The organism is Seonamhaeicola algicola, assembly GCF_007997385.1.
Classification (GTDB): Bacteria; Bacteroidota; Bacteroidia; order Flavobacteriales; family Flavobacteriaceae; genus Seonamhaeicola; species Seonamhaeicola algicola.
Genome location: NZ_VOSC01000025.1, coordinates 59746 through 75163, shown reverse-complemented (window position 1 = coordinate 75163; position 15418 = coordinate 59746). Strand labels below are relative to the sequence as shown.

Sequence of the window (15418 nt, the reverse complement as noted above, 5' to 3'; positions counted from 1 at the left end):
GTCTAAAAAACTACAACTAAACTAACACCACACAAATGAAAAATTCTCGTAGAGATTTTCTAAAAAAAACGGCTTTAGCCAGTACCGCTGCAACCATACCTTCATATAGTTTTACAATTATAAATAAACCAACCTTAAGTAATGAAATAATTGGTCATGGAAATTTTAAATATCGTGTTCACAAACAATGGGGTAATTTAAACCCTAACACAACACCAATTAAAAACTGCCATGAAATGGTTTTAGACTCTAAGGGTAGACTAATAATGATTACAGATGAAACCAAAAACAATATTATTATTTATGATAAGTCTGGAAAATTAATTACCACTTGGGGGCACACATATAACGCTGGCCATGGCTTAACACTTTTTAAAGAAGGCGAAGAAGATGTTTTATTTATAACAGACCCTAGTGCGGGTAAAGTTGTAAAAACCACTGTAAATGGCAAAATTATTATGGAATTACCTAACCCTAAAAACATTGGTGTTTACAGCAATAACATGCAATACAAACCAACTGAAACAGCCATTGCTCCAAATGGAGATATTTACGTTTCTGATGGCTATGGCTCAGATTGGATTTTACAGTTTAACAAAGACGGAGAATTTATTAGAAAATTTGGAGGGAGAGGTTATGAAGATGAAAAATTAAACAACGCTCATGGCGTTGCTATTGATGATAGAGACCCCAATAACATTACCCTTTTATGCACTTCTAGAACACATAATGCTTTTAAAAGATACACTTTAGAAGGCAAATATTTATCAACCATTTTTTTACCAGGAGCCTATGTATGCAGGCCCGTTATTGATGCTGAAAATATTTACGCTGGCGTATGCTGGTCTAGAATGAAATACCTTGAACGTGTTCCAAATTCTGGTTTTGTAACCATTTTAGATAAAAACAATAAGGTAGTATCTAATCCCGGTGGCACCAAGCCTAAATACAAAAACGGAGAGCTTCAACTAATGCTTCAAAACACAGCATTGTTTAACCATTGCCACGATGTGTGTATAGATGAAGATAAAAACTTATACATCTGCCAGTGGAATGCTAAAAAATCTTACCCAATTAAATTAGAAAGAGTATAAATGAAACTATTTTTTCCATTTTATTTAGTATTAGTCCTTAGCTTTTTTTCTTGCAATAGCAAGAGCGATAATTACGTAAGTATACCCGAAAAAAAAGTACCCAAAGTAGTAGATTATAATTTTGATGTAAGACCAATATTGTCAGACAAATGCTTTAATTGCCATGGGCCAGATGCCAATAAAAGATTTGCAGATTTAAGATTAGATACCGCAGAAGGTGCTTATGCTGCATTAAAAGAATCTCCAAAAAAACATGCCATTGTTAGTGGTAAACCCAACAAATCTGAAGCATATTTAAGAATTGTATCAAAAGATACAGCAACAGTAATGCCACCTCCAGAGTCTAACTTAAAACTTTCAAACTACGAAATAAAAGTTATTGAAAAATGGATTAAACAAGGTGCTAAATACAAACAACATTGGGCATTTACACCAATTACAAAACCACAATTACCTAAAGTAAAAAAAGCAGATTGGGCAACAAATGATATAGATTATTTTATTCTTAGTAAAATAGAAGACTTAGGTTTAACCCCAAACGAAAAGGCTACTAAAGAACAATTATTAAAACGTGTTTCTTTTGATATTACAGGACTTCCTCCGTCTATTGAAATGCAAAAAAAGTTTATAAACGACACCTCTGAAAATGCGTATGAAAAAATAGTAGATGAGCTTTTAGCCAGCAAACATTATGGCGAAAAAATGGCTAGTTCATGGATGGATATAGCTCGTTTTGCAGATTCACATGGTTACCAAGATGATGAACTAAGAACCATGTGGCCATGGCGAGACTGGGTTATACATGCATTTAATGAAAACTACAGCTATAAAAAATTTGTTACTTGGCAGTTAGCCGGAGATTTACTCCCTAACAAACATTTGGAAACAATTCTAGCCACAGGTTTTAATAGAAACCATAAAATAACCCAAGAAGGCGGTATTGTTGTAGAAGAATACAGAATTGAAACCATTACAGATAGAACCAACACATTTGGCAAAGCATTTTTAGGTTTAACTTTTGAATGTGCCAAATGCCATGACCATAAATATGACCCCATTTCGCAAAAAGACTACTACAGTACTTTTGCTTTTTTTGAAAATACACCTTATAAAAAATCTAGTGCAGTAAATGCAAATTTAAGAGTCATTGCAGAGCCTCCCTTTTTATCCATATCAAATCAATTAGCAAAAGACAGTTTACCTTTCATAAATAAGAAAAACGGCTATAAAAATGTTGAAGTAATGGTAATGGAAGAGCTAGAAGAAAAAAGACCAACCCGTATTTTAGATAGAGGTGCTTATGATGCAAAAACAGATACCGTAACACCAAATTTACCAAATGCTATTTTAACGTTTGATACAGAAAAATACACATCAAACCGTTTAGGTTTATCAAAGTGGTTATTTAATGAAAAAAACCCGCTAACCAGTCGTGTGTATGTTAACCGCATTTGGCAAGAAATTTTTGGAACTGGCATTGTAAAAACCTCGGGAGATTTTGGCATGCAAGGAGAATTACCTTCTAACGTAGATTTATTAAATTACCTATCGGCAGATTTTATTGAAAATGATTGGAATATTAAAAAACTAATTAAAAAAATGGTTATGTCTTCCACCTACAAACAATCTTCAATAGTAAACAATAAAAAGCAAGCAATTGACCCAGAAAACAAGTATTTATCTTATATGCCAAGAGCTAGATATACTTCAGAAATGATTAGAGATCATATACTAGCCAGTAGTGGATTATTAAATAGAGAGATAGGTGGCCGTAGCGTTAAAACATATCAACCAGATGGTTTATGGGAAACATCATCATCTGGCAGAGGTATGCTAGTTTATTACGTACAAGATCATAATGAAAACTTGTATCGTAGAGGTATTTACACATTTATTAAAAGAACTTCACTTCCTCCTGTTCAAATGATTTTTGATGCGACTACTAGAGACCAATGTGAGGTAAGAAGACTTAGCACAATGACACCTCTGCAAGCTTTAGTACTTTTAAATGATCCTACGGTTTTGGAAGCCTCTAGAGTATTTTCTGAAAAACTGTTACAAGAAAACAGCACTGATGAAGCTAAAATAAATAAAGCTTTTAGAAGTATTTTATGCAGAAAAATTAAACCCGAAGAAAAAAAACTATTACTAAACTATTACAACCAGCAAAAAGAAATATTTAAAAATGATACTAAAAGAGCTAATGATTTTGTTAATGTAGGCGAATACCCTTCAACAAATTTAAATAAAAGTGAGGTGGCTGCTCTTATGCAAATAATTCACACTATGTATAATATGGAAGAAGCCATTGTTAAAATTTAAACGAACTAAAACACATGAAAAAAGACGTTTTTGAACATCATTTAAATATAAATCGTAGGCATTTTTTTAAAAAAGCCGCTATGGGTCTTGGTGGGGTTGCTTTGGGCTCATTATTAGCGCCAGATTTATTCAAAGGATCGCAAGATGCTGCTAACCAAATACCATTAGGCTTAAAACATTTTGCTTCAAAAGCCAAACGCATAATAATGTTAGTACAAAACGGTGCCCCTTCACAACTAGAAACTTTTGATTTTAAACCTAAACTTAGAGATATGTTTGGGCAAGATTTACCAGAGTCTATTAGGCAAGGGCAAAGGCTAACAGGCATGACTGCCTACCAAAAAAGTTTTCCTTTAGTAGGTTCAAAATTTGGTTTTAAACAATATGGCAACTCTGGTGCTTGGGTTAGTGAACTATTACCAAATATTGCTAAAATTACTGATGATATTTGTATTGTAAAAAGCATGCATACCGATGCTATTAACCATGATCCTGCATTAACGTTTTTACAAACTGGAGCTCAAGTAGGTAACCGCCCAAGCATGGGGTCTTGGTTTAGTTATGGTTTGGGTAGCGAAAATAAAAATTTACCTGCGTTTTGTGTATTATTATCAAAAGGCGGTGGTACTGGACAAGGTGTGTACTCAAAATTATGGTCCAACGGATTTTTAGACAGTACACACCAAGGTGTACAATTAAGTGCTAGTGAAAATCCTATTTTATATTTAAACAACCCAAAAGGTATGAATATGAAATCTAGAAGGGATATGTTAAATCACTTAGGAACTTTAAATGAAATGGGGTATAAAGAATTTAAAGATCCTGAAATTCATTCTAAAATTAAGCAATATGAAATGGCTTACAGAATGCAAACTGCTGTACCCGAAATTACTGATGTTTCAAAAGAACCAGATCATATAAAAAAACTATATGGAGCAGATTGTATGATACCTGGTACCTATGCCGCCAATTGCTTATTAGCCAGAAAATTATCAGAATCCGGTGTGCGTTTTGTACAGTTATACCATCAAGGTTGGGACCAGCACAATAACTTAGTTGGGCAAATTAAAGGGCAAGCCAAAGATGTAGATCAAGCTTCTGCAGCTTTAATAACAGATTTAAAACAGCGTGGTTTATTAGATGAAACACTAGTAATTTGGGGTGGAGAGTTTGGTAGAACCAATTATTGCCAAGGAAAACTAACTAAAGATAATTATGGTAGAGACCATCACCCAAGAGCCTTTAGCATATTCATGGCCGGTGGTGGTGTAAAAGGCGGAAAAGTGTACGGAAAAACAGATGAATTAGGCTATAATATTATTGAAAACCCAGTTCATATTCATGATTTACATGCTACCATTATGCATCTTATGGGCTTAGATCATGAAAAGTTAACTTACAAGTATTTAGGTCGACGATTTAGGCTCACAGATGTACACGGGCATGTTGTAAAGGATATTTTAGCATAACCATGAAAAAAATCACATCTTTTGCTTTAAACGCATTGTTGTTTCTTCACTGTTTATTATTATTTTTAATAGTTTTTGAAACCTCTGTTAAAGTTCCGTTTTGGCTACAACCTTTAGGAAGAATGCACCCTATTTTACTCCATTTCCCTGTGGCCTTTGTTGTTTTGTTAGCATTACTAAACACATTAAAAAAACAACTTGATGAGCATGCTTTTAATAAAATTAATTTATTCCTTTTATTAATAACTGCTATAACTACTGCATTAGCTACTTTAATGGGCTTTTTACTATCACTTGAAGGTTATGAATCTCAATTAATGAACTTACATAAATGGGCTGGTATTGTATTATGTTTTTTAATTTATAGTTTAGTATTACTTCGCAAACAAAAAATAGTATATCAAACTTTGCTATATATTGGGTTAATAGGCATTGTTTTAGTTGGTCATTACGGAGCTGGTTTAACTCATGGCAAAAACTTTATAACTGAACCATTATTAGCTGCTAAAACTAAAAAAATAGATGAAAGCACACCTGTATATTCAGCATATATAAAACCCATTTTAAACGCAAAATGTGTGAGTTGTCATAACCCTGAAAAACGTAAAGGCGCATTAGATTTAAGTACAATTGAAGGCATTACAAAAGGCGGCAAAAATGGCCCACTCTGGGTAGCTCATAAACCAGAAAACAGCCAGTTCATGCAACGCGCACAATTACCTATAAATGATAAGGAACATATGCCTCCTGAAGGCAAACCTCAATTAACGCCTTTAGAAATAGAATTATTAGAAACTTGGATTCTTCAAGGCGCGAATAACACCATTTCTTTTGCTCAATTAAAACCAGAAGCTCCTTTAAAAAAACTTATTGAGAAAAAATGGCAAAAACAAAAAGCTTCTACAATACCAAAATATACGTTTGAATTTGCTGATGCAAAACTTGTTGAATCATTAAACAGTAGCCCTTACAGAACAGTAATACAAAAATCTTCAAATTCGCCTGCTATAGATGTATCCATATATGGAGAATCAACTTATAGTTTAAAACTTTTAACTGATTTATCTGAAATTAAGGAACAAATAGTGTTTCTTAACGTTGCAAAACTACCTGTAGACAATAAAGCCTTAGAATTTATTGGCACACTTAATAATTTAGAGCACTTAATTTTAAATGGTACTGATGTAAAAAACAATGATTTACAGGCGCTTAAAACTTGTTTAAAACTTCAATCTATCTCATTGTCTAGTACCAAAGTAAATGCTTCAGTTTTAAGCATATTAAAAAACTTTAAAAACCTTAAAGAAGTTTTTCTATGGAATACACCTATAACATCCAATGATTTAGCTGTTTTTGAAAAAGAACTTCCTTTGGTTACATTTTATAAAGGCTATGTTTCAGATACTAATACGCTGGCAAACCTTACACCTCCTATTCTTGAAGGAAATATTAATGTTATAAACTCTGGAGATAGAGTAAAAATTTGGCATAAAATGAATGGTGTTAAAATACACTACACCGATAATGGAGATAAGCCCGATAGTAGCTCTACCTTACTTAATTCAGATTTAAAAGTAATGCTAGACGGTAAAAAATTTAAAACCATAAAAACTATTGCTTATAAAAACGGATGGAAACCCAGCAGTGTTAAAAGTTTTACGTTTCTAGACAAAGGTTTTGTTCCTAAAGCTTTTGAGCTAGAATACGAAGGTATTTTAGGAGAATATACGGGTTCTGCAAAAAGAATTTTGTTAGACAATGTGGTTATGAATAATAATAAGGTTGATGTGTCTAAATTTTGGGCGGGTTTTCAAGAAAAACCGTTAATAGCTATAGCTGATTTTGGTAAAACTGAAACACCAAACATTAACGAAGTTATTCTTAGTGTAGGATATTCCTTTTATCAAAATAGAATTAAACATTGTCCTGTAAAATATGTTGAATTATGGATCTCTAATGATAAGCAACAATGGAAACTTGCACAAAGAAAAAACTACGAAAACACAAAAAACTTAGAAGATATAAAAAATATTTCTTTAAAAGTTCCTAATGGTAAATACCAATATTACAAAATAGTAGCACAACCCAATGGAATAAAAATGCACGTAGATCAGCTGTTTTTTTATTAAGTTTATAAAAAAAATTAATGCTAACCAATGTAGTAAACTTATTTTTTCCAAAGGTTTGTTATGCATGCCATAACTTACTGCAAGATAACCAAAGTGTTATTTGCGTTGATTGCCGGCACGATTTACCCGTTACAAACTTTCATTTTGATAATAATAACAGTGTAAAAAAAGTACTTTATGGCCGTGTAAAAATTGAATTAGGAACCGCTCTTTTTAGGTTTGAAAAAAAGAGCAACGTACAAAGACTTATACATGGTTTAAAATATAAAGGCTATGAAAATATTGGCTTTACACTTGGCAATTGGCTAGGTAATGAGCTTAAAACCATAAATGATTATAAAAACATTGATTGTGTAATACCTGTACCGTTGCATAAAAAGAAACTTAAAAAACGCGGTTACAATCAAGTTACTAAATTTGGACAACAACTGGCACTGGCTTTAAACGCTTGTTTTATAGATAATGTACTGGTAAAAATTACAAATACCACTTCACAAACCAATAAAACACGTATAGCCCGCTGGAAAAACACAAACGAACTTTTTGCATTAAAAAACATGCAAAATATTGAAAATAAGCACATTTTATTAGTTGACGATATTATTACAACTGGCGCTACTTTAGAGGCATGTGCTACGGTATTGCAACAAGCCAAAAACATAAAAATTAGCATTGCCACCATGGCAATAGTACCATAATTTGCACGTTATATTTCTAATTTTATGTAGGTTTGTGCAAAATTAAGTTGGTAATGACTAAAACCCTTTCAAACATTGTTTTATTAGTTTTTTTTGGAACACTTTTAATTAATTGCGCTAACCGCGGCACACCCGATGGCGGCCCAAAAGATGAAGACCCTCCAAAAATTGAAAAATCTTCACCTGAAAACTATTCTACAAATTTTAAAGGAAACGAAATTGAAGTTGAATTTGATGAGTACATAAAAATTAAAAATATTGAAAAGCAACTCATTATTTCGCCTCCAATGAAATACCAACCAGAAATTAGACCCATGAGTGGTGCTAGCAAATCAATAAAAATTAAAATTATTGATACACTTTTACCAAACACTACCTATGCTTTTAATTTTGGAAATAGTATTGTAGATAATAACGAAGGAAACCCCTACCCTTACTACAGATATGTGTTTTCTACCGGAGATTATATAGATTCGTTAAAAGTACAAGGTAATATAATTGATGCTTATAACAGAGCGCCTGAAACCTTTGTAAATGTTGCTTTATATGAAGTAGACTCTACATTTACAGACTCTATTGTTTATAAAGAAGTACCAAAATATATAACCAACACACTTGATAGCCTTACCACATTTTCTATTGAAAACATTAAAGCTGGCAAATACATGCTTATGGCTTTAAAAGATAATAATGGCGATAATAAATTTCAGCAAAAAACAGATCAAATTGCATTTCATAAAACATTTATAAATGTTCCTACAGACACTACTTACACATTAAAACTTTTTAAAGAAGCACTAGATTTTAAAGCTGTAAACCCAAAGCTTATTTCTGGTGAAAAAATTGCTTTTGGTTATGAAGGAGATTATAAAAACATGAAAATAAACATACAGTCTGAAACACCTGAAGATTTTAAATATAAAATTACCAAAGACCAAGAAACAGATACACTTTATTATTGGTACAAACCAAGGTTAGAAGCAGACTCGCTATTGTTTAACGTAACAAATACCAATTACGAAAAAGCTTTTACAGCTAGAATTAGCGTACAAGAACGCGACTCATTAACACTTAACGCTAACCCTACAAGTTCTATTTCTTTAAATGAAGATTTTAAAATTTCTGGCACAACACCGCTTACCTATTTTGATGTTGAAAAAGTTACACTAATAGACAAAGATTCAACCAAAGTAAACTTTACAACGGTTTTTGATACTATTAACAACGCTTATGTTTTCAAATTCAATAAAACATACGAAAACAAATATAACTTTGAAATAAAACCCGAAGCTTTTGAAGATTTTTATGGCACTTTTAATACTGATACTTTAAACTACCAAGTTAGCACCAGAAAAGAATCTGATTATGGTTACGCTCGTTTTACACTAGTTAATGCTAAATACCCACTAATACTGCAGTTAACTAATGATAAAGGCGATGTTAAATTTGAAACTTACGTTGAAAAACAACAAGAAGTAGACGTTTTAAACGTTACACCCGGAAAATATTATGTTAGAGCCATACATGATGCTAATGGTAACAAAAAATACGACTCTGGTAATTATTTAAAAAAGATACAACCAGAACACGTAAGCCACTTTATTTTTGATAATGATGAAGAAATAAGAGCCAATTGGGGATTAATACAAACACTTAAATTTTTAGACTAAAAGCATCTTTATCATCCAGGAAGCGTAACTTATTTCTATATTCAAAAATATGTTGTTTTTGTAGTGTAACAACTTCAACCTGTGTTTTATTTGGCTGTATGTTTGTAATTTTAGTACCTAAAACATCATAAACTGCAGAGTTTCCTGAGTATTCTATACCCAAACCATCAACACCAACTCTATTTACGCCAATACAATAGCTCATATTTTCAATAGCACGCGCTTTTAAAAGCGTATTCCAAGCAGTAATACGTTTTTCTGGCCAATTGGCAACATATAAAAGCACATCATAATCAGCTATATTTCTTGCCCAAACAGGAAACCGTAAATCATAACAAACTAAAGGACAAAATTTCCAACCTTTATAATTAACAATAAGCTGCTTAATTCCTTTGGTGTATACTTTATTTTCACCAGCTAACGTAAATGTATGACGTTTGTTGTAGCTGTGTAATTTCCCGTTAGGTTCAACAAAAATTAATCTGTTATAAAAGTTGTTGTTTTCTGTAATAACTACGCTACCTACAATAGCAACTTGGTATTTTTTTGCAGTATTCGCCATCCAATTTACTGTTTTACCTTGCATGGTTTCGGCAACAGCTTTGGCATTCATTGTAAAACCTGTTGTAAACATTTCGGGTAATAAAACAACATCTACACTACTTGATATGGCTTTTATTTGATTGTAAAAATTAAACCGATTTTGCTCGGGGTTTTCCCAAACTAAATCGGTTTGAATTAATGCTATATTTAGTTCGTTTTGCATATTGAAAATTACTTATTTTAAACAGCAAAACCAAACATAAACAAAGTTTACGCTTAAATAGATTTTAGCTTTTTTTCGGCTTTAATAAACTTTTCATTAAGTTTTTCTAGCTTATGCTCATATTGAATTTCTTTAATTGGAGATAGCTTTCCTTTTGCTTTTAAGCGTTCAAACTTAGCTTGTGTTTTTTCTAAATTATTTTTTGCTTTATTGTAATTAGCCTGTATAGTTTCTTTTCGTTTTAATGCCTTAGCTGCTTTTTTTCGTTTTTGTGTTTCTTTCTTTATTTCTTTTTCAGCCTTCTTTAAATCTTTCTGTTGCTTTAGTTTAGCTTTAGTTTCGTCTTTTTCTTCTTGTAATGATTTTTTTATAATTTCTTGTTCAGCTTCAGTTAAAGTTGTTGTTACATCTTTACCATCTTTATAAATTTTACTGCCTTTTAACGTGTAGTTAGCATTTTTTACATGAGTGTTTTGGGCATTAAGGGCAACACTAAAAAGTCCAAAAATTAGTACTAATATTAAATATTTTATATTCATTGTATGTTATTTTTATTTAAGACACATTCCTTATAAAAAAGTTACATAAACAAAAAAAGTAACGTTTAGGTTGGATTTTTAAACGTTACTTTTACAAATGGTTAAACCTTAAATTAAACCAAATTTCGCTTTCCTCTCAAAAGCTTAATAATTCTTCTTTTCATTTTACATTTAATTTTTTGCATTTCTCTTAAATTATTTTCAACATCTTCTTTACAAGGTTTATGTTCACAATCATAGAAATTTTCCATGGCCTGAATAAAATCTAATGTCTTTAGGCATTGCATTAAACCAAAGTGCTCTTTGGGCATTTTTATTTGAGAAATAATGTCTTTATGTAATTCTTGTTCTTTAAAAAAGGTATTTGGCATTACATTATGGGCATTTTTTAAGCTATTTGTATCTTTTTGTATGTTGTATGATTGAATTAAAAAATATAGTGTTATAATAATGTATAACACAACAACCACTGAAAGTATTTTTATAATTAACATGCTTTAAAGTTTTTAGGTTAGATTTAGGTGAAGTACTGGCTAGCTATTCTATTTATATAAAATGTTCAGGTTGTATTTTACTTTCTGAAACTTCTTCTAAATAGTGCTTTGCATTATTAATTACTCTAGATAAATCTTTATCTAACTTGTAAGAAACTATTAATATGTGACATGATAATACGCCAAAAACGATGACGAAAACTAGTAATATAAGTAATATGTTGAAGATTGACATACTTTTGATATTTAATGGATTAAACAATTTACTATAGCAAATTTATAGATTGTTATAATCCATTTTATCGTTTATCGATAAAGTCTCTTGTATGTATCGGTTAATGGTTTTACTTTTTAGATTACTTGATTTTATACAATATCCATTTTCTTAAGTAAAAAGGATGCATTCATATTTTGGCAAACACCTTGTTTTAGTTTATAGTCAAAGTAAAGTTCATCATTAATAATTTCTGCATCAAAGTAGTAGTTTTTTACATTTTTAAGTTCATTTTCAATAGCACATAAACTTAAATCGTGTGTAGCAATAATACCAGTAGCGTTTGATGCTACTAATTTTTCAACAAATTTTTTAGAGCCAATAGCTTTATCAGTACTATTAGTGCCTTTTAAAATTTCATCTAGAATTATAAAATACGGTTCATTTTTAATGGTATCAACAATAAATTTAAGTCTGGTTAATTCTGAAAAGAAATACGAACTATCATCGGTTAAAGAATCTGTAGTTCGCATGCTAGTAATTAATTTTACCGGATTATAGTTACTAGATTTTGCACATACTGGCAAACCTACATTGGCCATAACAATGTGCAGTGATACCGTACGCAAAAAAGTACTTTTACCGGCCATATTTGCACCCGTTACAATAAAAAACTCCTCATTATTAATTTGCAAATTACTGTCAATCCGTTTTGAAGCATTTAGTAACGGATGTCCTAATTTTTCAGCTTCAATAACTTGGGGTACGTTAGTTATTTTAGGGAAAACAAATTGTTGGTGGTTAAAGGCATAATTACCTAATGAAATATAAGCATCAAAAAATGATACAACTTCAAACCAATCATTAACTTTATGACCGTAATTTTTAATCCATTGTTCAATTTTGTAACTATTTTTTAAATCGTTTAAAAAGTAACCATTGCCAAAAATAGCGCCTATAATATTGTTTCTATTATCTAGAGCATCCAAGGCTTTTGAAAGTTCTTTAAAAATTACCGATGCTTTTTTATGCTCTGACGTTATAAGTGCTTGTTTTTCATTTAAAAGCTCTGAATTAAATTCGGCCTCTTCAATATGTTTTAACAACACGCTGTATTGCCTAAATGTGTATTTTAATTTATCTGTTTTAAATGATAGTTCATTAATTTTTTTAACATAAACACCTGTTACACCTAAACCAACAAATAACCAATACCCAATAATAGACGGCGCAATAAAACTCCCTAAAGTTGCCAACAATAAAACACCTGTTATTATTGAAAACACCAATGGCAGCCAGCGCATAGTGTTAGGTAAAAACAATGTATAATTTTTAAGCCAGCTAATTATTGTTTTTGCAGGCGTTTCAATGGTTACCAAACTAGATGCCGCTAAATAATGCTGGCGCCACTTAGGCATATTACTTAGGGCTTTAATAGCCGTTTGCCTTACCGGAATATTATTAATATTATTAGCCTTTAATAAATTTGAAAGTGTTTCTCCACCTTCATTTATGGTAGTTCTGTTTATAAATTGAAAAAAAGAACCACGACCAAACAAATCTATATCTAGACTATAAAAATGTGAAGGATCTTGATATTGACTACCGCTATCTCTATCATGAAATTTACCCGATGCAATGGCAATTTCATCATCATTAATAGTTACTAAAGCTTCAAAAAAAGCTTTATCATTTTTTACATCGGTGTATTTGGATAGTAATTTCACAAAAATAACCACACCCGCTAAGGCTATTAAAACAGCCACTTGCCAAGTATTAAAGGTAAAATAAACACCTAAACCCGTTAACACAAATACTATTAGCCTTACCAAGCTTAGAGATATCATTTTTTTATGACTAGCTTTGGCTTTTGCCTTATATAGTGCAACGTTTTCTTTGTAAAAATTATTTGTATCTATCATTTTTTAATAAAGAAAAAGCTCTGAAATTTTCAGAGCTTTCATAAACTATTTTTTTAAATTTAGTCTCTACCAAATACTTGTAACGCCCAATATAATAAGTTAGCAAGTGCACCAATAGCCGCAACTAAGTATGTTCTTGCAGCCCACTTTAAAGCATCTTCAGAACCTTTGTATTCATCTGGAGTTACAACATTTTTATTTTTTAACCAAGCCAATGCGCGGTTACTGGCATCATACTCAACAGGCAATGTTATAAAGCTAAACAATGTTGCCAGCCCCATTAATACAACACCTGCAACAGCAACCCACCAGCCTAAACCTAAACCAGCAGCACCACCTAAAACTAAACCGCCTATAATTAACCACTGAGACATACCAGAACTTACACTAACCACAGGCACTAAGGTAGATCGCATTTGCAACCAACTATAAGCTTGTGCGTGTTGTACAGCATGCCCAACCTCATGCGCTGCTACTGCTGCGGCAGCTGCGTTACGCTGGTTATAAACAGCCTCACTTAAATTAACTGTTTTGTTTTTGGGGTTATAATGATCTGTTAATCTGCCTGCTGTTGATATAACTTCAACATCGTAAATACCATGATCTGCTAACATTTTTTGAGCAATTTCAGCACCACTCATACCATTACGCAATGGTGTTTTTGAGTATTTATCAAACTTGCGTTTTAGTGTGTTACTAACAGCCCAACTTACAAGGGTTATAGCACCAATTAATATATAATATCCTATCATTTTGTTTTTTCTTTTTAATTTATAAAGTAAATATAACAATAATTACACCATAAATAGAAATATGAAAGTTTGTCATATAAAAAAAGATAACCCTAACAAACTTTTGTTTATTAGGGCTTTCTACTATTAACCTGATCAACTTAAATTATGCAGTTTCAAATGCTAAATCAAATGCTTCTGCAATTTCTTTATAAACAATTTTACCATTTACTATGTTAAGTCCTTTGGCAAGTGATTTATTTTTCTTGGTTGCTTTTTTCCAGCCCATATCTGCCAGTTTAATAACGTACGGTAACGTTACATTTGTTAAGCCCACTGTAGATGTGTATGGTACAGCACCTGGCATATTTGCCACAGAGTAATGCACCACCTCATCTATAATATAGGTTGGGTCTTGGTGGGTAGTTGGTTTTGTGGTTTCAAAACAGCCACCTTGATCTACAGCTACATCAACCATTACAGTACCAGGCTGCATATCTTTAAGCATATCTCTTGTTATAAGTTTTGGTGCTTTGGCACCTTTTATAAGTACACCACCAATAATTAAATCGGCGTCTTTAATATGCTTTCTTATATTATATTCACTAGAAAATTCGCTAATAACGTTATTAGGCATAGTTTCACTAACATGCCTTAAGGCTTTCATATTTATATCTAAAATAAATACGTTGGCACCTAAACCAGAAGCCATACGTGCCGCTTGTACACCTACTACACCAGCACCTAAAATTAACACCTTTGCAGGTGGTACTCCCGGAATTCCGCCAAGTAAAATACCGCGTCCCATAATAGGTTTTTCTAAATATTTTGCCCCTTGTTGAATAGACATTCTTCCGGCTACTTCAGACATTGGAATTAGTAGTGGCAACGTTCCATCTTTATCTTCAACAGTTTCATAAGCAATACAAACTGCTTTGCTATCAATCATAGCTTTTGTTAACGGCTCACTTGATGCAAAATGAAAATACGTAAACACTGTGTGGTGTGGCTTAATTAACGTATACTCTTGCTCAATAGGTTCTTTAACCTTTACAATCATTTCGGCAGTAGCGTAAACATCTTCAATAGTATTAAGAATTACTGCGCCAGCTTCAACGTAATCTTCATCTAAAAACCCACTGTTAAAACCAGCATTTTTTTGCACGTAAACGGTGTGATTTCTTTTTGTAAGTTCAAAAACTCCTGATGGCGTCATACCAACACGGTTTTCATTATTTTTAATTTCAATAGGAACACCAATTTTCATAAGCGGTGATAATTTTTAAGTTATTTGTTAAAAACGGTTACAAATTTAAAACATTAGATTGAAAAAAAATTCAAAAATCATGTTTTTATTAAAAAATAATTAA

At 31.8% G+C, this 15418-nt stretch carries 12 protein-coding genes; 6 read left to right on the top strand and 6 right to left on the bottom strand.

Features of this window, described 5'->3' with window-relative positions:
- Positions 1-35 precede the first annotated feature (35 nt).
- From FUA26_RS09040 to FUA26_RS09015, 6 genes are read left to right on the top strand one after another with little or no spacing between them, the layout of a single operon-like run.
- The gene (locus tag FUA26_RS09040) at positions 36-1094 is read left to right on the top strand and encodes a 6-bladed beta-propeller (protein WP_147134719.1); all 1059 of its coding nucleotides are present in this window, start codon (positions 36-38) and stop codon (positions 1092-1094) included.
- Positions 1095-3416, top strand: a complete 2322-nt coding sequence (locus tag FUA26_RS09035; protein ID WP_147134716.1) for a PSD1 and planctomycete cytochrome C domain-containing protein — start codon at positions 1095-1097, stop codon at positions 3414-3416.
- Positions 3417-3430: 14 nt separating this feature from the next.
- On the top strand, positions 3431-4885 hold the full coding sequence (locus FUA26_RS09030) for a DUF1501 domain-containing protein (protein ID WP_147134713.1): 1455 nt from the start codon (positions 3431-3433) through the stop codon (positions 4883-4885).
- Positions 4886-4887: 2 nt separating this feature from the next.
- On the top strand, positions 4888-7014 hold the full coding sequence (locus tag FUA26_RS09025; protein WP_147134710.1) for a c-type cytochrome domain-containing protein: 2127 nt from the start codon (positions 4888-4890) through the stop codon (positions 7012-7014).
- A gap of 17 nt (positions 7015-7031) precedes the next feature.
- Positions 7032-7712 carry a ComF family protein gene (locus tag FUA26_RS09020; RefSeq protein ID WP_147134707.1) on the top strand — a complete coding sequence of 227 codons (681 nt, stop codon included), beginning with the start codon at positions 7032-7034 and terminating at the stop codon, positions 7710-7712.
- Between the two features lie 53 nt (positions 7713-7765).
- Positions 7766-9382 carry an Ig-like domain-containing protein gene (locus tag FUA26_RS09015; RefSeq protein ID WP_147134704.1) on the top strand — a complete coding sequence of 539 codons (1617 nt, stop codon included), beginning with the start codon at positions 7766-7768 and terminating at the stop codon, positions 9380-9382.
- Here FUA26_RS09015 and FUA26_RS09010 read toward each other — a convergent pair.
- From FUA26_RS09010 to ald, 6 genes are all read right to left on the bottom strand, one after another.
- The gene (locus FUA26_RS09010) at positions 9366-10148 is read right to left on the bottom strand and encodes an amidohydrolase (protein ID WP_147134701.1); all 783 of its coding nucleotides are present in this window, start codon (positions 10146-10148) and stop codon (positions 9366-9368) included. The two genes, FUA26_RS09015 and FUA26_RS09010, sit on opposite strands and share 17 nt — an antisense overlap.
- A 53-nt stretch (positions 10149-10201) precedes the next feature.
- Positions 10202-10687 carry a hypothetical protein gene (locus tag FUA26_RS09005; RefSeq protein ID WP_147134698.1) on the bottom strand — a complete coding sequence of 162 codons (486 nt, stop codon included), beginning with the start codon at positions 10685-10687 and terminating at the stop codon, positions 10202-10204.
- Between the two features lie 113 nt (positions 10688-10800).
- Complete coding sequence (locus FUA26_RS09000; RefSeq protein ID WP_147134695.1) at positions 10801-11181, bottom strand: hypothetical protein; 381 nt, start codon at positions 11179-11181, stop codon at positions 10801-10803.
- A gap of 366 nt (positions 11182-11547) precedes the next feature.
- The gene (locus FUA26_RS08995) at positions 11548-13317 is read right to left on the bottom strand and encodes a MutS-related protein (protein ID WP_147134692.1); all 1770 of its coding nucleotides are present in this window, start codon (positions 13315-13317) and stop codon (positions 11548-11550) included.
- Positions 13318-13376: 59 nt separating this feature from the next.
- Positions 13377-14069 carry a zinc metallopeptidase gene (locus FUA26_RS08990; protein WP_147134689.1) on the bottom strand — a complete coding sequence of 231 codons (693 nt, stop codon included), beginning with the start codon at positions 14067-14069 and terminating at the stop codon, positions 13377-13379.
- A 145-nt stretch (positions 14070-14214) separates the two neighbouring features.
- A complete protein-coding gene (gene ald, locus FUA26_RS08985; protein WP_147134686.1) occupies positions 14215-15315 on the bottom strand; it encodes an alanine dehydrogenase in 1101 nt (366 codons plus the stop codon).
- Positions 15316-15418 lie beyond the last annotated feature (103 nt).